Origin of the sequence: Bradyrhizobium sp. 154, assembly GCF_023073875.1 — a bacterium.
GTDB lineage: Bacteria > Pseudomonadota > Alphaproteobacteria > Rhizobiales > Xanthobacteraceae > Bradyrhizobium.
On record NZ_JADPKG010000113.1, the window covers coordinates 87,808 to 105,485 of the forward strand.

At 63.3% G+C, this 17,678-nt stretch carries 14 protein-coding genes and 1 pseudogene; 4 read left to right on the top strand and 11 right to left on the bottom strand.

All coding sequences use genetic code 11. From position 1 onward, the window contains the following. Nucleotides 1-85 precede the first annotated feature (85 nt). From IVA92_RS28680 to IVA92_RS28705, 6 genes are read right to left on the bottom strand one after another with little or no spacing between them, the layout of a single operon-like run. Nucleotides 86-898, bottom strand: a complete 813-nt coding sequence (locus IVA92_RS28680) for an HAD family hydrolase (protein WP_247278343.1) — start codon at nt 896-898, stop codon at nt 86-88. A 43-nt stretch (nt 899-941) separates the two neighbouring features. Further along, nucleotides 942-1,472, bottom strand: a complete 531-nt coding sequence (locus tag IVA92_RS28685; RefSeq protein WP_247278344.1) for a gluconokinase — start codon at nt 1,470-1,472, stop codon at nt 942-944. Next, a complete protein-coding gene (pgl, locus tag IVA92_RS28690) occupies nt 1,459-2,208 on the bottom strand; it encodes a 6-phosphogluconolactonase (protein WP_247278600.1) in 750 nt (249 codons plus the stop codon). The genes IVA92_RS28685 and pgl overlap by 14 nt, the downstream gene beginning before the upstream one ends. Beyond that, the gene (gene zwf / locus IVA92_RS28695; protein WP_247278345.1) at nt 2,208-3,719 is read right to left on the bottom strand and encodes a glucose-6-phosphate dehydrogenase; all 1,512 of its coding nucleotides are present in this window, start codon (nt 3,717-3,719) and stop codon (nt 2,208-2,210) included. Before zwf ends, pgl begins: the two co-directional genes overlap by 1 nt. A gap of 44 nt (nt 3,720-3,763) precedes the next feature. Continuing rightward, nucleotides 3,764-4,762, bottom strand: a complete 999-nt coding sequence (gnd, locus tag IVA92_RS28700) for a phosphogluconate dehydrogenase (NAD(+)-dependent, decarboxylating) (protein ID WP_247278346.1) — start codon at nt 4,760-4,762, stop codon at nt 3,764-3,766. A gap of 13 nt (nt 4,763-4,775) precedes the next feature. Continuing rightward, the gene (locus IVA92_RS28705) at nt 4,776-7,625 is read right to left on the bottom strand and encodes a bifunctional transaldolase/phosoglucose isomerase (RefSeq protein ID WP_247278347.1); all 2,850 of its coding nucleotides are present in this window, start codon (nt 7,623-7,625) and stop codon (nt 4,776-4,778) included. Between the two features lie 838 nt (nt 7,626-8,463). On the opposite strand from IVA92_RS28705, the gene IVA92_RS28710 reads away from it, so the two are divergent. Genes IVA92_RS28710 through IVA92_RS28720 form a run of 3 tightly spaced genes read left to right on the top strand, consistent with a single transcriptional unit; the run spans nt 8,464 to nt 13,236 of the window. After that, a complete protein-coding gene (locus IVA92_RS28710; RefSeq protein WP_247278348.1) occupies nt 8,464-10,407 on the top strand; it encodes a PrkA family serine protein kinase in 1,944 nt (647 codons plus the stop codon). Between the two features lie 19 nt (nt 10,408-10,426). Next, the gene (locus IVA92_RS28715; RefSeq protein WP_247278601.1) at nt 10,427-11,704 is read left to right on the top strand and encodes a YeaH/YhbH family protein; all 1,278 of its coding nucleotides are present in this window, start codon (nt 10,427-10,429) and stop codon (nt 11,702-11,704) included. Then, nucleotides 11,701-13,236: a SpoVR family protein gene (locus IVA92_RS28720; RefSeq protein WP_247278349.1), complete on the top strand. Its 1,536-nt coding sequence runs from the start codon at nt 11,701-11,703 to the stop codon at nt 13,234-13,236. Before IVA92_RS28715 ends, IVA92_RS28720 begins: the two co-directional genes overlap by 4 nt. 227 nt (nt 13,237-13,463) lie before the next feature. Here the strand turns inward: IVA92_RS28720 and IVA92_RS28725 are convergent, their stop codons facing one another. The 5 genes and pseudogenes from IVA92_RS28725 to IVA92_RS28745 all read right to left on the bottom strand — a co-directional run bounded on the left by IVA92_RS28725 (nt 13,464) and on the right by IVA92_RS28745 (nt 15,827). Further along, on the bottom strand, nt 13,464-13,907 hold the full coding sequence (locus IVA92_RS28725; protein ID WP_247278602.1) for a DUF1801 domain-containing protein: 444 nt from the start codon (nt 13,905-13,907) through the stop codon (nt 13,464-13,466). Between the two features lie 13 nt (nt 13,908-13,920). Beyond that, the gene (locus tag IVA92_RS28730) at nt 13,921-14,124 is read right to left on the bottom strand and encodes a hypothetical protein (protein WP_247278350.1); all 204 of its coding nucleotides are present in this window, start codon (nt 14,122-14,124) and stop codon (nt 13,921-13,923) included. Between the two features lie 42 nt (nt 14,125-14,166). Next, nucleotides 14,167-14,598, bottom strand: coding sequence for an SRPBCC domain-containing protein (locus IVA92_RS28735; protein ID WP_247278351.1), 432 nt, complete (start codon nt 14,596-14,598; stop codon nt 14,167-14,169). After that, on the bottom strand, nt 14,595-14,918 hold the full coding sequence (locus IVA92_RS28740; protein ID WP_247278352.1) for a metalloregulator ArsR/SmtB family transcription factor: 324 nt from the start codon (nt 14,916-14,918) through the stop codon (nt 14,595-14,597). Before IVA92_RS28740 ends, IVA92_RS28735 begins: the two co-directional genes overlap by 4 nt. A 304-nt stretch (nt 14,919-15,222) precedes the next feature. Beyond that, a pseudogene (locus IVA92_RS28745) lies at nt 15,223-15,827 on the bottom strand (hypothetical protein). 325 nt (nt 15,828-16,152) lie between these two features. Here IVA92_RS28745 and IVA92_RS28750 point away from each other — a divergent pair. After that, nucleotides 16,153-17,670 (top strand): SUMF1/EgtB/PvdO family nonheme iron enzyme, encoded by a 1,518-nt coding sequence (locus tag IVA92_RS28750; protein ID WP_247278353.1) that lies wholly within the window; start codon nt 16,153-16,155, stop codon nt 17,668-17,670. Nucleotides 17,671-17,678: the final 8 nt, after the last annotated feature.

Genomic DNA, 17,678 nt, shown 5'->3' on the forward strand with positions numbered 1-17,678 from the left:
ACAGTTAAGAGGAGAGAACCCTCACCCGCCGCTACGCGGCGACCTCTCCCGCAAGCGGAGAGGTTGAAACCAGCTGGCGGCAAACTCAGCCCACCCCATTCCGCTTCAAGATCATCTCTATCGCCTCCGCAAAACCGTCCTGCTCGTTGGTCGCGGTGACGTGAGTGGCGTGGTCCTTGACGTTGTCAGCGGCATTACCCATGGCAATCGAGACGCCGCTGACGCGGAACATCGCGAGGTCGTTTTGCATATCGCCGATGGTGGCGACCGCGTCGGTGGAAATGCCGAGGCGATTGGCCATCGCCTGCACGAAGGTGCCCTTGTTGAAGCCGGGCGGGGTGATGTCGAGATAGTAGGTTTGCGAACGTACTGCTGTGGCCTCGTTGCCGAGCGCCTCCTGCATCGCCTTCTCGCACCGCTCGAGGCCGGCGGCATCGGCACTGGCGCCGACGATCTTGCAGGCGCTCGCAAGGTACGGCGAAAAATCCGTCACGATGGTCGGATCGGCGCGGATCGTGCGCTGCTCATGCGCGACGTAGCTGCCCTCGGGATTGTCGATCAGCCATTTGTCGGTGGTGAAGAGCCAGACGTCGGCGCCGTATTCGCGGAGGATCCGCAGCGATCTCTCGGCCGCGCCCGCCCGGATAAGGTGCTGCTCGACCGGTCTCATCTCGGGATCGACGATCGAGGAGCCGTTGAACGGCCCGACCGGAAGCCAGAGCGCCAGCGGCTCGATCAGGAAGCGCATGCCGATCGCGGGGCGGCTGGAGGTGATGGTGAAGCCGATGCCTGCCTGGTGCAGCCGCTGCACGACAGACCTCGCGCGCTCCGTCAGCGTCTTGTCCTTGGTCAGCAGCGTGCCGTCGACGTCGGAGACGACCAGTGAGATCTTCGTCATGGCAGGACCTTAATTCAGGTTTTCTTATTCAGATATCTTGGCCTTAGCGCTTCGCCCCGCCCAACCTCAATTGCCGCACCACGCCGTCCACGATCGCCTCGACGGATTCGTCGATCGAGACGGTGATGACGTGCTCGCCCGCCTCCGGCGGCTCCAGCGTGTTGAACTGGCTGGTCAACAGCTCGGGCGGCATAAAATGACCCTTGCGGTGGGCGAGCCGCTCGGCAATCAGCTCCTTCGTGCCTTTCAGGAAGACGAAGCGGACGTCGTCGCGTCCGCGCAGCAGCACGTCACGATAGGCGTGTTTGAGCGCCGAGCAGGCGATGATGACGTGCTCGCCGCGTCCGCAGACCCGCGCGATCTCGTCGGCGATGGCATTGAGCCAAGGCCAGCGGTCTTCGTCGGTGAGCGGATGGCCCGCCTTCATTTTCTCGACATTGCTGGCGGGATGAAAGCTGTCGCCGTCCTTGAAGCGCCAGCCGAGGCGCTCGCCGAGCGCCGCCGCAATCGTGCTCTTGCCCGAGCCAGACACGCCCATCACGATCAATGCACAAGGTGCTTCAACGCCCGCCACGAATTCCCTCCGGAAGCGCGGCCTGGTCCACCAGCCAAACGGTCTCACCATTCGAACGCGCGCGCAACGCCGGCAGAGTCTCGCCATTGAGGAGGCGCGTCAAGATCGGCCGCTTGTCGTGCCCGGCGATCCCGAACAGCATTTCGCGGCAGGATGCCAGAACGGGCAGGGTGAGCGAGACCCGCGGGACGAACGGCGCGACACTGGCCTTGGGCACCCCGACGACCCAGCGTTCGGTCTCCTCAACTTCGGAATAGCCGGGAAACAGCGAAGCGGTGTGGCCGTCCGGGCCTACGCCCATCAGGACCATGTCGAACAGCGGCCGTGCCGCATCGAGCCGGTCAGCGCCATAGAAGGCTTGCAGCTCGCGAGCATAGGCCTCGGCGGCGCGATCAGGATTTTCGGCCGTGGTTGGGATCGGATGGATATGGCCTGAGGGCGCACTGCGATCGAGGAAGGTCGCGCGGGCGGCCGCCATGTTGTTGAGGGGATCGCTTTCCGACACGAAACGCTCGTCGCCGATGAACCAGTGCACGCGCTCCCACGGAATTCTTTCGCGCCAGGCATCGCTGCCGAGCAATTGATAGAGCTTCCTCGGGCTGGAGCCGCCGGTGAGGCAGATTGCGATGCGCGAGGGATTGGCGGCGATCCGCGCCATAACCCGTTCGGCCGCGGTAAGCGCCAACGCCTCGGCGTCGGCCGCGACGATCAGCTTCGGCTGCTCGGCTGCTTCCATCACGAGTACTTCCGCCAGCTTCGTCCGTCGCGCCGGAGCAGCTCGTCCGCGCAGGCCGGGCCGTCGCTGCCGGCTTTGTAGGTCTCGATGCCGTTGGTGCCCGCGCTTTGCCAGGCGTCCAGGAACGGCTGCACCGCATCCCACCCGGCCTCGATGCCGTCGGCGCGCTGGAACAGGATGTTATCGCCGATCATGCAATCGTAGATCAGTGTCTCGTAGCCGGTCGAGGGATCGGCGTGGAAATAATCGCCATAGCGGAACTTCATCTCGACGCCGTCGACGGTGACGCTCGGTCCCGGGATCTTGGCGTTGAACTGGAGCTCGATGGTCTCGGTCGGTGCAATGCCAATGGTGAGAAAGTTTTGCGACAGGCGGTCGACCGTCGTGCCTGAGAACATCGACAGCGGCGCCTGCTTGAACTTGATCGCGACCTCCGTGCGCTTGTGGCTCAGCGCCTTGCCGGTGCGCAAATAGAAGGGGACGCCGGCCCAGCGCCAATTGTCGATCATCAGTTTGAGCGCGACATAGGTCTCGGTGGTGCTGCCGGGCTTGACGTCCGCCGTCTTGCGATAGTCCGGAATCTCCTCGTCGCCGATGCGGCCGGCGAGATATTGCGCGCGCACCGAGCTCCTCAACGCTTCCTGCTGGCTCGGCCGCTGGATCGCGGTGAGAACCTCGGCCTTCTCCGAGCGGACGGAATGGGCGTCGAAACGACTCGGCGGCTCCATCGCCACCAGCGACATCAACTGGAACAGATGGTTCGGTACCATGTCGCGGAGCGCACCGGTGGCATCGTAGAAGCCGCCGCGATGGCCGACGCCGAGCTTCTCCTCTACCGTGATCTGAACGTGGTCGATATGGTTGCGATTCCAGATCGGCTCGAACATGCCGTTGGCAAAGCGCAGCACCAGAATGTTCTGCACCGTCTCCTTGCCGAGGTAATGATCGATCCGGTAGATCTGGTGCTCATCCATGATCTTCAAAAGTTCGGCGTTCAGCGCGCGCGCCGAGGCGAGGTCGGTGCCGAACGGCTTCTCGATCACGAGGCGCCTCCAGGTGCCGTTCTGCTTCATCAGGCCGGTGCGGCCGAGCTCGCGCGCGGTCGGCGCGAAAGCCGCTGGCGGGGTGGCGAGATAGAACAGCCGGTTGCCGCCGGTGCCTTCTGAGCATTCCAGCGTGTCGAGATGCTCGCCCAAGCGGTCGAACGACGGCGGATCCTTCGCATCCGCCTCGACGAAGGTCACGCATTGCAGCAGCTGTTTTGCGACGACGTCGTCAACCGGGCGCGTTGCAAACTCGCGCAGGCCCTTCATCAGGCTGTCGCGCAGCTCGTCATCCGATTGTGCCTTGCGGCCCACGCCGACGACGCAGAATTTCTCCGGCAAAAGGTCTTCGGCGGCGAGATTGTAGAGCGATGGCATCACCAGCCGATGGGTCAAATCTCCGGTCACGCCAAAGATGACGAAGGCGCAATTTTCCGGCTTGCGCTTTGGCTGCGGGTCTTTTGTCACGAATTGTTGGCCTTCGCTTGAGTACGTTTCACTGCAGCTTCGAACTATTTGGACTTCGGCACGCCGGGCTGCTTCGGCTCCTTGTGGCCGCCGAACCCGGCGCGCATTGCGGAGAGAATTTTCTCGGCGAAGGTGTGTTCCTTGCGGGAGCGGAAACGTGTGTAGAGGGCCGCGGTCAACACTTCGGCAGGCACCGCCTCGTCGATCGCCGCATTCACGGTCCAGCGTCCTTCGCCGGAATCCTCGACGAAGCCGGAATATTCCGCCAATGCCGGGCTGTCGGCGAGCGCCGTCGAGGTGAGGTCGAGCAGCCAGGATGGGATCACGCTGCCGCGCCGCCACACCTCGGCAATGTCGGCGAGATCGAAATCGTAACGGTGGTCCGCCGGCAGCGCCTCGATATTGGCATTCTTGAGGATATCAAAACCTTCGGCATAGGCCTGCATCAGACCGTATTCGATGCCGTTATGGATCATCTTGACGAAATGGCCGGCACCGACAGGGCCGGCATGGATGTAGCCCTGCTCGATGCGGGGATCGCGGCCCTCGCGCCCCGGCGTGCGCGCAATGTCGCCGGCGCCGGGCGCGAGCGCGGCGAAGATCGGATCGAGCCGGTCCACCACCTGCTTCTCGCCGCCGATCATCATGCAATAGCCGCGGTCGAGCCCCCACACTCCCCCGGACGTGCCGACGTCGACATAGTGGATGCCGCGCTCCTTCAGCACCTTGCCGCGGCGGACGTCGTCCTGCCAGAAGGTGTTGCCGCCGTCGATGATGACGTCGCCCGCCTGCATCACGCCCGCGATCGTCTCGATCGTGGTCTCGGTGATACGCCCCGCAGGCAGCATCACCCAGGCGGTGCGCGGCCGCTCGAGTTTCGAGATGAATTCCTCGAGCGTCGCGGAGCCGATCGCGCCATCTGCGGCAAGGCCGGCGACGGCCTTGGCGTCCTTGTCGTAGACCACGGTCGAATGACCGTGACGCATCAGGCGGCGAACGATGTTGCCGCCCATCCGGCCGAGGCCGATCATGCCGAGTTGCATGTGAGAGCTTCCTTTAGTCCAATGCGTCGTTAAGCGCCGTGTTGAGCGCCGCGAGACCTTTCTTGAGCCCGCCCTTCAGGTGGACGCGCAGCGCGCGCCGGCCCCGCTCGGTGAGCACGTCGAAATCGCCGCGCGCCTGCGCCGCTTTGATCACCCCAAAGCTCGCCTTCTGGCCCGGCACCGGCAGATCCTTGGCGTCGTCGGCGGTGATCTGGAGGAACACGCCGCTATCTGGCCCGCCCTTGTAGGCCTGCCCGGTGGAGTGCAGAAAGCGCGGTCCGAATTCGGCGCAGGTCGCGACATGCCGCTTCTCGCGCACTTCGAGCCGCATGGCCTGAAGTGCGTCGATGGTGGTCTTGTCGCGCGCGATGTAGCCGAGCAGGGCGACATAGTCGCCGTGGCCCGAGCGCGACAGATGCGCCTTCAGCCATGAGGTAAGGTCGCCATTGGCGCCGGCGGCGCGCAGCGCCGTGGCGTTGGCTTCATCGGTGTAGAGGTCAGCTTCATCGGTGCTGACCACCGGCTGCTCGGCCGGCAGCGCGCCGGTCTTCTCGAACTCTGAAGTGAGCTCGCGGGTCTTGATCTTGGCCGCTTCCACGTCCGGCTGGTCGAACGGGTTGATACCGAGAATGCTGCCGGCCACGGCCGTCGCCATCTCGAAGCGGAAGAACTCCTGGCCGAGATGGTCGATCGACTTCATGACGATCCGCACCACGGGATGCCCGGCGGCTTCGATCGCGGCAAGCTTGGAATCATGGGCCGCGTCCGCCTCGCCTTCGATGCGGATGTCGATGAAGAAGCGGTCGTCGCCGTAAATCGCGGGTTCGCCCAGCGGCTCGCCCTCGATCGGGATCAGGCCCTTGCCCTCCTTGCCGGTCGATTCCGCGATCAGCTGCTCGGCCCAGGCGCCGAAATCGGCGATCTTCTTCGATGCCAGGATCGTCACCTTGTCGCGGCCTTCAAGGCCGGCGAGGCCCATGGCGAGGCCGAGCTGCACGCCCGGGTTCTCGGATGGCGGCACGTCCGGTCCGCAGGAGCGGGCCATCGCCAGCGCATGCTTGATGAAGGTCTTGACGTCTATGCCTGCGGTTGCCGCCGGCACCAGGCCGAACGGCGAGAGCACCGAATAGCGGCCGCCGATCGTGGGTTCGCCGTGGAAGATGCGGGCGTATTTCAGCTTCTTCGCGGCTTTCTCCAGCGACGAGCCCGGATCGGTCACCGCGATGAAGCGGTGGCCGGTCTTCACCTTCGGCCCAACCGCCTTGGCAACCCGCTCATGGAAATAGTCCTTCATCGCGTTCGGCTCGGTGGTGCCGCCGGACTTGCTGGAGACGATGAAGACGGTGTTGGCGATGTCAATCCTGGCCTCCACTGCCCGCACTTCGGCCGGGTCGGTGGAATCCAGCACATGCAGTTTTGGGAAGCCGGGCTTTTTCCCGAAGGTTTCGGCCAGCACCTCCGGCCCGAGGCTCGAACCGCCCATGCCGAGCACGACGGCGTCGGAGAATTTCTGCCCCTTCACGCGGCCCGCATAGTCCTCGTAGTCGGCGATGTCGGCCCTTGCCGCGCTGTCGAGCCAGCCCAGCCATTTGTCCTCGTCGGTGCCGGTCCAGACCGACTTGTCGCGCGCCCACAGCCTGCGGATCTTGGCAGATGCGCGCCATTCCTCGGTGCTCTTGGCCAGGCTCTTGCCGAGCCCGTCGCCGAGCGAGAGCAGCTGGCCGTCGAGCGCCGGGCCGAGCACCACGGCCCGCTTGTGCGCGACGGTGCCATAGAGCTTGTCGGCGGCATCGGCAAACTGCTTGACCCCGTCCTTGACCAGCTCCTCGGTGATCGCATCGAGCGAAATGCCGGAGCGCTCCAGCTCCTCGAGCACGCGGCGGGCGTCGTCGACATTCTCTTCCAGGCTGTCGCGCGGCTTGCCGTGATCGCGGAACGCGTCCAGCGTCGCCGGCGGCACCGTGTTGATGGTGTCGGGGCCGATCAGTTCCTCGACATAGAGGACATCGCTGTAATCCTTGTTCTTGGTGCCGGTGGACGCCCACAGCATGCGCTGCGGCTTGGCGCCCTTGGTGGCGAGCTTGTCCCAGCGTGGCCCCGAGAACAGGCGCTTGAAATCCTGATAGGCGATCTTGGCATTGGCGATCGCGACCTTGCCCTTGAGCGCGGCGAGCCGTTCCTTTTCGGAGGGATCGTTGGCGCGGGCGATCTTCTCGTCGAGCTGCTTGTCGACCACCGAGTCGATCCGGCTGACGAAGAAGCTCGCGACGCTCGCAACATGCGACGGGTCGCCGCCGCCGGCGACGTATGTCTCCAGACCGGCGAGATAGGCCTCGGCGACCTTCAGGTAGACGTCCCTGGAGAACAGCAGCGTGATGTTGATGCTGATGCCGTCGCCGATGAGCTGTTCGATCGCCGGCAGGCCCTCCGGCGTCGCCGGTACCTTCACCATCAAATTCTTGCGGTTGACGTCCTTCCAGAGCCGCCGCGCCTCGGTGACCGTGCCGGCGGTGTCCATCGCCAGATAGGGCGAGACCTCCAGGCTGACATAGCCGTCGCCTCCCTTGAGGCGGTCGTAGACCGGGCGCAGCACGTCGGCGGCGTTCTGGATGTCCTCGACCGCAACGGCTTCGAACAGGTCGGCCACGGCGCGGTCGCCACGCTTCAGCGCCTTGCCGATCGGCGCATCGTATTCGTCCGAGCTGCCGATTGCCTTCTCGAAGATCGAGGGATTGGAGGTGACCCCTTTGACGCCGTCGGTATCGATCAGTCGCTTCAGGTCGCCCTTGGCGATGAAGCCGCGGGCCAGGAAGTCGAGCCAGACGGCTTGTCCGTGCTTTTCCAGTTCTTTGACGGGATTCATGATGTTTATCTATCTCCAAGCCTGCGGGCGAGGGGTTTCCGCGCCGGTCCTGACGCGCTATGCTCTAGCTTACATGCCCCCGCGAGGGAACCAATCAAGGGGACGGGAGTCATACCCTCAGGTGTAACTGGGCCGCGATCATGGCGATCCAGGCGGCAGCAGCCGGCAGCGACATGGAGTGCCACCGGCGGCCTCCGATCCGTCTGTCGCGCGGCGGCGAAATGGCTGTGCTGAGAAGCATGCAGCACATCCTGACGTTCTCATGCTCGTCGTTGCCAAGCTCCGCAATCCGTTGCGCCGGCCACGAGCATCGAGGCTGCTGCGATCCTGAAGTGACGTAACCCGTGACGCACTGCGGCTGTTGATCGCGGCGCGCAGAAATCTGCGCGTGGCAATCGCATCGTCTTCGATCGGAGAGCCGTTCGACCGATTTGGATACGTCGCTGCACGCTTGTCCCGATTGCTGCCGCCGGTCCACGCACCGCATTGCAGCAGGAAGATGAACGCGGCGCTCAAGGCTTCGCCGTACAAGCGTCATAAGATCGCCGCTGGCAGACCGCTATGCTGCAGCGCCGGATGAGCTTTCTCCCCGGTAATGCCCGGATGTTGCGAGCAAGTGACATTTTCTGGAAATGAGCCAATATGGATGTAGATTCGCTCAAATTACAGGCATGTGCCTGTTCGTAACTCAACGAGTGCCTACGTTGTGCGTTGCGTCGAGCCGGCACCCGGGTGTCCAATGATCGTGATGTGCTCACGCTGATTCGAAACGGCCTGAGGAACGGTCCGGTAACTGCATTCGTTTCAGCTTGTAGCGGAACTCACGCGGAGAGGGATCATGTACAACGATTCTCTATTCAACGCTTTCGCTCGGTCGTTCGAGGCGAGAAGCCAGCACGACTTATCGATGGCGGAATATCTGGAATCGTGTCGAAGCGATCCCATGAAATACGCGAACGCGGCCGAACGCCTGCTAGCTGCCATCGGCGAACCCCAGACGATTGACACGGCCAAGGACCCACGCCTTGGCCGTATTTTTTTGAACCGCACGATCCGCACCTATCCGGCCTTCGCCGGCTTCTACGGAATGGAAGAAACCATCGAGCGCATCGTCGGTTTCTTCCGCCACGCCGCGCAAGGTTTGGAGGAGCGCAAGCAGATCCTTTATTTGCTCGGCCCGGTCGGCGGCGGCAAATCCTCGCTCGCCGAGCGGTTGAAGTCGCTGATGGAAGTGCACCCCATCTACGTGCTGAAGGCCGGCGATGAACTTTCGCCCGTGTTCGAGAGCCCACTCAGCCTGTTCGATCCCGATCAGCTCGGGCCGATGCTGGAAGAGAAGTACGGAATTCCGCGCCGGCGCCTCACCGGACTGATGAGCCCGTGGTGCTACAAGCGGCTGGAAGCCTTCGGCGGCGATATCTCGCAATTCCGCGTCGCCAAGATCCAGCCGTCGCGGCTTCGGCAGATCGCGATCGCCAAGACCGAGCCCGGTGACGAGAACAACCAGGATATCTCCTCGCTGGTCGGCAAGGTCGACATCCGCAAGCTCGAGACCTATGCGCAGAACGATCCGGACGCCTACAGCTATTCCGGCGGCCTCAATCGCGCCAACCAGGGCGTGCTCGAGTTCGTCGAGATGTTCAAGGCGCCGATCAAGATGCTGCATCCGCTGCTGACCGCGACGCAGGAAGGCAACTATATCGGCACCGAGAACATCGGCGCGATCCCCTTCACCGGCATCATCCTCGCACATTCCAACGAAGCCGAGTGGGCGAGCTTCAAGGCCAACAAGAACAACGAGGCCTTCATCGACCGGATCTGCGTCATCAAGGTGCCGTACTGCCTCAGGGTCACCGAAGAGCAGAAGATCTACGAGAAGCTGATCCAGGGTTCCGAGCTCGCATCGGCTCCTTGCGCGCCGTCGACACTGGAGACGCTGGCGCGGTTCTCGGTGATGTCGCGCTTGCGCAAGCACGAGAACTCCACGCTGTTCGGCAAGATGCGGGTGTATGACGGTGAGAGCCTGAAAGAGTCCGATCCGAAGGCGCGCAGCGTCCAGGAATATCGCGACGCCGCCGGTGTCGACGAGGGCATGGACGGTGTCTCCACCCGCTTCGCCTTCAAGGTCCTGGCTGCGACCTTCAATCACGACCCGCAGGAGGTCGCCGCCGACGCCGTGCACCTGATGTACGCGCTGGAGCAGGCGATCCGCCGCGAGCAGCTTCCGGAGGAAACCGAGAAACGTTATCTCGAGTTCATCAAGGCGGAGCTCGCGCCGCGCTATGCCGAGTTCATCGGCAACGAGATCCAGAAGGCCTATCTCGAATCCTACTCCGATTACGGCCAGAACCTGTTCGACCGCTACGTCGATTACGCCGACGCCTGGATCGAGGATCAGGACTTCAAGGATCCCGACACCGGCCAGCTGCTCGATCGCGAGCTTTTGAACCAGGAACTGACCAAAATCGAGAAGCCGGCGGGCATTGCCAACCCGAAGGACTTCCGCAACGAGGTCGTCAAATTCTCGTTACGCTCGCGGGCCCAGAACGGCGGCAAGAACCCGACCTGGACCTCCTACGAGAAGATTCGCGATGTGATCGAAAAGCGGATATTCTCCCAGGTCGAGGATCTGCTTCCGGTCATCTCCTTCGGGTCCAAGAAGGACGGCGAGACGGAGAAGAAGCACGGCGAGTTCGTCGCACGCATGGTGGAGCGCGGCTACACCGAGCGTCAGGTTCGCCGGCTCGTCGAATGGTACATGCGCGTGAAGCAGGCCGGTTGAGGCGGATGGGAAAGTGGCCATTCACATTATTGACAGGCGCCTGAATCCAGGCGGCAAGAGTCTTGAGAACCGGCAGCGGTTCTTGCGTCGGGCCAAATCCCTGGTGCAGGGCGCCGTCAAGAAGACCTCGCAGGAACGCGACATCAAGGACGTCCTGGAGGGTGGTGAGGTCACGATCCCGCTCGACGGAATGCACGAGCCGCGCTTCCGCCGGGAGGGCGGCACGCGCGACATGGTGCTGCCCGGAAACAAGAAGTTCGTCGAGGGCGACTATCTCCAGCGCTCGGGCCAGGGCAGCGCCAAGGATTCCGGTCCGGGCGAGGGCGACAGCGAGGATGCCTTCCGGTTCGTGCTGAGCCGCGACGAGTTCGTCGACCTTTTCCTCGACGACCTCGAACTGCCCGATCTTGCCAAGCGCAAGATCGCGCAGACCGAGAGCGAGGGCATCCAGCGCGCCGGCTACACCACCTCGGGCTCGCCGGCCAACATCTCAGTGAGCCGGACGGTTCAGCTCGCACTCGCCCGCCGCATCGCGCTCCGGCGTCCCCGCAAGAGCGAGATCGAGGAGCTGGAGGCCGAGATCGCCGCCTGCACCGACGAGGAGGTTCGCGTCGAGTTGCTCGACAAGCTCGCAAAACTCAAGGCGAAATCCAAGCGCATCCCTTTCATCGACCCGCTCGACATCCGTTACCGCCGCTTCGAGACGGTGCCGCGGCCGGTGGCGCAGGCGGTGATGTTCTGCCTGATGGACGTCTCGGGCTCGATGTCCGAGCACATGAAGGATCTCGCCAAGCGCTTCTACATGCTGCTCTACGTATTTCTGAAGCGCCGCTACAAGCATGTCGAGATCGTCTTCATCCGGCACACTGACCGCGCCGAGGAGGTCGACGAGCAGACCTTTTTCTACGGCCCGGCCTCGGGCGGCACGCTGGTCTCCAGCGCGCTCCAGGCGATGCACGAGATCGTGCGCGAGCGCTTCAATCCGGCGGACTGGAACATCTATGCCGCGCAAGCCTCCGACGGCGACAATTCCTATTCCGACGGCGAGCTCACGGGCCTGCTGCTGACCGATAAGATCCTGCCGGTCTGTCAGTTTTTTGCCTATCTCGAGGTCGGCGAGTCCGGCGGTAGTGCCTTCGATCTCTCCGACTCCTCGCTCTGGACCCTTTACGAGCGCCTGCGCAGCAGCGGCGCACCGCTCTCGATGCGCAAGGTCTCGGAGCGCAGCGAGATCTTTCCGGTGTTCCACGACCTGTTCCAACGCCGCGAAACCAGCCAGGAGAAGGCCGCTCCATGACGGAACGCTTGTTCGAAGGCGCGGATTGGGATTTCCACACCTTGCAGCGTATCACCGATGCCTGCGAGGAGGTGGCGTTGCAGGATCTCGGGCTCGACGTCTATCCGAACCAGATCGAGGTCATCACCGCCGAGCAGATGCTGGACGCGTACTCGTCGGTCGGCATGCCCCTGTTCTACAAGCACTGGTCGTTCGGCAAGCATTTTGCGTTCCATGAGGCCTCCTATCGCAAGGGCCTGATGGGACTCGCCTACGAGATCGTGATCAACTCCTCGCCCTGCATCTCCTACCTGATGGAGGAGAACACGGCGACGATGCAGACGCTGGTGATCGCGCACGCGGCCTTCGGCCACAACCACTTCTTCAAGAACAATTATCTGTTCAAGCAGTGGACCGACGCCGACGGCATCCTGGATTATCTCGACTTCGCCAAGAATTATGTCGCGAGCTGCGAGGAGCGCTACGGCCGCATCGAGGTCGAGCGCACGCTCGACGCTGCGCACGCGCTGATGTCGCACGGTATCGACCGCTATCCCGGCAAGAAGAAGCTCGATTTGCGCGCTGAAGAGAAGCGGGCAGGGCGCCGCCGTCAGCATGAGGAGGAGGTCTTCAACGATCTCTGGCGCACGGTCCCGAAGGGGGTTGCCAAGAGCCGGTCCGCACTCAGCGTCGAACGCCGCCGCAAGCTGCTCGGCTTGCCGCAGGAGAATTTGCTGTACTTCCTGGAGAAGAGCGCACCGCGGCTGGCCCCGTGGCAGCGCGAATTGCTGCGCATCGTCCGCCACATCGCGCAGTATTTCTATCCACAGAGCCAGACCAAGGTCATGAACGAGGGGACGGCGACCTACGTCCACTACCGCATCATGACCAAGCTGCACGAGCAGGGCCGCATCACCGACGGCAACTTCCTCGAGTTCCTGGGGTCGCACACCAACGTGGTGTTCCAGCCAGAATTCGACGATCCGCGCTTCTCCGGCTTCAATCCCTATGCGCTCGGCTTCGCCATGATGCAGGACATCGAGCGCATCGTCACCAGGCCGGAAGATGAGGACCGCGAATGGTTCCCCGATATCGCCGGCAAGAACGACGTGATGGGCGTGCTGCGCGACGTCTGGGCCAATTACCGCGACGAGAGCTTCGTCGGCCAGTTCCTGAGCCCGAAGCTGATGCGGCACTTCCGCATGTTCCACCTGCATGACGATCCCGAGGAGCGCGCGGGGATCCGGGTCGACGCCATCCACGATGAGCGCGGCTTCCGCCGCGTCCGCCGCGAGCTGGCACGGCAGCACGATGTCGGCTACATCGACGCCAATATCGAGGTCGTCGACGTCGATCTCTCCGGCGACCGCCGGCTGATCCTGCATCACCACGTCATCAAAGGCTCGCAGCTCAACGAGACCGACGCCAAGCGCGTGCTCCAGCACCTGGCCGATCTCTGGACGTATGACGTCGCACTGATCGAGGTCGACGCGAACGACAAGGTCCTGCGCGAATATGTCGTGAGCCCGCGCCCGATCACCGCGGCGGCCTGAGGCGGTTTGGTACGCGCGACGCCTGATTGGCTGAGACTCAGCTAGACGCCGGCGAAGGTGCGCTTGCTCCCCGCTTGCGGGGGAGGATTGGGGAGAGGGTGTCTCCGCAGTGGGACTCCCCCAGACGAGAGAGCCCTCACCCGGCGCTACGCGCCAACCTCTCCCGCAAGCGGAAGAGGTTGAAGCGAGCCCGCGGCTGCTCAAGTGACCAACATGGCCGTTGTATTCTAAGCCGGCCGCTTCACCGGTCTCTTCTTCACCTTGCTCGCATTCAGCTCTACCGCCGCGCGGATCAGTGCCTTCAACGCTTTCTCGTTGAGCTTCTCGCCCTCGCGAATATCGATCGCGCGCCGCACGTTTCCGTCGAGGCTGGAATTGAACAGGCCCGCCGGATCCTCCAGCGCCGCGCCCCTGGCGAACGTCATCTTGACCACAGCCTTGTAGGTCTCGCCGGTGCAGATGATGCCGTCGTGCTCCCACACGGGAACGCCGCGCCACTTCCACTCCTCGACGACATCAGGATCGGCCTCCTTGATCAGCTCGCGAATTCGCCCCAGCATCTCGCCGCGCCAGTCGCCAAGCTCCTTGATCCTGCCATCGATCAGCTTGGAGGGTGAAGCTTCAGTCGAGTCTGTCGTGCTGTGCTTCTTCGCGCTGCCAACGTTTTTCATCATCTCGCCTCGTTCACGCGTTGCTGCGGCTGACATAGGGCAGCGCGAACAAATATAGCCCGGTCGCAAGCAACGGAATGAGCGGGACGAGCGCCAGGAAGCCGATCCAGAGCGCCTGGACCTGCATGGCCATGGCGACGATGTTCGCGATGACGGCGAGCGTGAAAGCCATCGACAGCCAGCGATGAATCTGTCGAATCCAGATATGCGTGCTCATTGGGACCTCCTTTTGAAATGGATCGGATGGACGCCGACGGAGCTAGCCTGCCCGCGCCAGCAGCTCGTCCAGCTTGGCAAAGAACTGCTTCCAGCCGGCATGCGCGCCGCCATAAGCCTGCTTCTGCGTCGGGCTGAAGCCCGCCTGCTCGACACGCAAATGAGTGCCTGCGCCCGTCGGTGTCAGCGTGAAGGTCACGACGCTTTTCAGGTCGAACGCCGCATCCTGATGCGAGAAATTCCAGGTATAGGCGAGCGTCTTTTCCGGCTCGATAGTGAGCACCTCGCAATCCAGCACGCCGCCCCATTCGCCGCGAAGATTGAAGCGGTGGCCGACGACGGGCTTGAAGTCGTTCTTCATCAGCCATTCCTCGATCAGATGCGGCTGCGTCAGCGCGCGCCAGATTCGCTCCGCCGGGGCGGCAAATTCGCGCTCGATCACCACGGAGCGCGTTTCGCTTGAGGCTTCGTTCATTGGTCCATCCTCTTCAGGAGATCGTCGAGGGCGTCGAGCCGCCTCTGCCAGAAGCCGGCCATCTGGCTGGTCCAGTCGATCAGCGGATTGAGCGCGCCGGGCTGCGCGCTGTAATGGGTCTGGCGTCCCTCGTGGCGGTCGCGCACCAGCCCGGCCTGTTTCAAGACGCCGAGATGTTTCGAGACCGCCGGCTGTGACACGCCGGATCGCGCGGTCAGTGCTCCGACCGTCTGCTCGCCCTCGCGGCACAGCCGCTCGAAGATCGCCCGCCGCGTCGGATCGGCGAGCGTCCTGAATAGGAGGTCGGGAGCGGCGGACATGGAGGATCCATAACTCATAAGTTATGATGAACTCATAACCATAGAGTTATGGATGCGTCAAGTGCGATGCGAATGAGTGAGAAGTCGGCACCGGGGGCTCCCTCTAACCTCTCCCGCTTGCTTGCAGGAGAGGTCGACGCGAAGCGTCGGGTGAGGTCCTCAACCTGCTGCCCGCGCTGGCTTCGGTGGCGGCTTGTGCAGGCGAGGGCTCAAGCGCCGCGCCCAGCGCCGAGACGGCGCTCCACAAGAGGTTGCGGCGGTTCACGGCGATCTCGCTCGACTGACCGAATTCGCCGGAGACATATCAGTCGTGACGCAATGCGGCGAGTTCCTTGCGGTCGGTCACGAGAGAGGCGCACTCGCTCGTGTCGGTACGGTCGAGGCGGAAAATCCTGTCGTCCGCGCCGGCCACCAGCGATTGTTCGGCCTCGTGGTCCGGCTTGTTGTTCTGCTAGACCCGCACCCGTTCGAGCCGCACGATTGCCGACTTGTCGTCCTTCGATAGCGCAACACCGATGCCGCCGCCCTCGCAGTCGACGCACCTCGTTGCCGCTCTTGGTGAACACGGCGTGGCTACACGAACCGCTGGAATCGAAATCGCCGGGGCGGTGACGGTACCTGAAGCCGAGGCGGAAGGAGTTGTGGAGCTCCTGGTCCTCCTCGATCTCTGCGGAGATCAGCAGCTTCATCGCGGCGACCTTCTGCTTCGGGTGCCGCGCCAGGTGCTCGGTATCGTAGCGCCGCACGAAGCAGGCATAGGCCTTGTTGCCGGGCGCGCCGGCATACATGCGCGCATTGAAGGTTTCGGCTTCGGCCTTGCTGGCCTCACGGATATTCGTCGGCCTTGTCGGCACGGGCGACGCTGCTCAGCGCAGCCAAAGTCAGGGCAGCAACGATCGAGAGCTTCATGATGCCCTCGAGCGCGTGACAACTCGACCGCACCCGGACAGAACTGCTGTCTGTTAGACGCAGGCGAGGCGCACCGCGTTCAAGCTGAGCAAGTCGCTCGTGCGACCATCGGCGGCGCGGCCTCGGCCCTGTGCTTTCGCGCCGGGCCTTAGTCATCGGCGGGATCAAGAAGGTTCAAGCGGTGTTGCGCTTCGATCCTTCGGAACTCGATGCTGGCGATTGCTGCGACATTGTCTCGGTTCGTCAATGTGGTAGCCTTCACAGAACGACGGCCTTGGCTGTCGTAAGCTGGGGCTGCCTTGTAAGTTTGTGGAGTCCCCCCGCAATGGGCGAAATTCGCAACTTCAGATCCGGAAATCAGGATGGGCCGCCCCCGCACGGCCCCATGCCTCGTCGTCTCGCGGCGATCATCGTCGGCGACATCGCCTCCTACAGCCGCATGATGCAGGCTGACGAGGAGGGAACGCATGCCCGGGTCAAGCGGATCGAGCGGGATATCATCCAGCCCAGCATCGTCGAGCACCACGGAAGTCTGGTGAAGACGACGGGCGATGGTTTCATCGCCATTTTCGACAGTCCTGTTGAGGCCGTTCGATGCAGCATTGTCATTCAACAAAATCTCCTCGGCCGCAACGCCTCGCTTCCGAAGCATTCGCGGCTCGAATACCGAATTGGCGTCAATCTCGGCGACGTGATCGTAGAGCCGGACGATGTCTACGGCGATGGCGTCAACATTGCCACACGCATTGAGGGCATTGCCGAGCCCGGTCAGGTCTATATTTCGGGCGCGATCTACGAGCAGATCAAGCACAAGGTGGTGTGCGGCTATGAGTCGCTTGGGGACCGCAAGGTCAAGAACATCACCGATCCGGTGCGCGTCTATCGCGTGCTGCCGGACGCAGATGCTGTCGGCAGGACGCGAGGCCGGCGCGAGAATGTCCTGATCTTCCTCCTGAGCATTACCGTCATGGTGATCGCCACAGGCGTGCTCTGGTATTTCTTGGCGCAGCCCGGCAGGATCGACGAGCACGCCGCCACGCCAACCGCTTCTCCGGCCGCATCACCGATCCCCCAGCCGCTGCCGCGCGAGGCGGCGACCCAGACGCCGCAACCATCTCCGTCATTGGCTGCGTCGCCGTCACCGGCACCCAGCCCATCGGCGGCGCCGCCCCGCGAACCCGGGATGATCGCCATTCGCGGCGGCAGCTTCGCGATGGGAAGCAATGACGATCCGACCGAACGGCCTGTCCACCAGGTCACGGTCAAGCCGTTCTCGATCGGCAAATATCCGGTGACGGTGCAGGAGTGGAACGAATGCGCCGCCGCCAAGGCGTGCGGATTCACGGCCACCGGCAAGGACGATGCCCCGGTCAGCAATGTGAGCTGGACCGATGCGCAGCAATATGTCACGTGGCTTGCGCAGGCGACGAAGAAGCCCTACCGGCTTCCGAGCGAAGCCGAATGGGAATATGCGGCGCGCGGCGGAACGCAGACGAAATATTGGTGGGGCGACAAGCTTCAGCCGGGCATGGCCGGGTGCAAGGATTGCGGTGATCTTGCGACCGAGCAGCCGGCCAAGGTCGGCAGCTTCAAGCCGAATCCATTCGGGCTCTATGACATGGGCGGCGGCATCGATCAGTGGGTCGAGGACTGCTGGCACAGGACCTATCAGGGCGCGCCGAGCGACGGCTCGGCGTGGAGCAGCGGAGATTGCAGCTCTCATGTCCTGAGGTCGGGCTCTTGGAAGAACGACTCAAGATATGTGCGGCCGTCAAACCGCGATGGTTACGACACCAATGTCCGTTACCCCACGCATGGATTCCGTGTCGCACTCAGTCCGTAAGTGCAGGA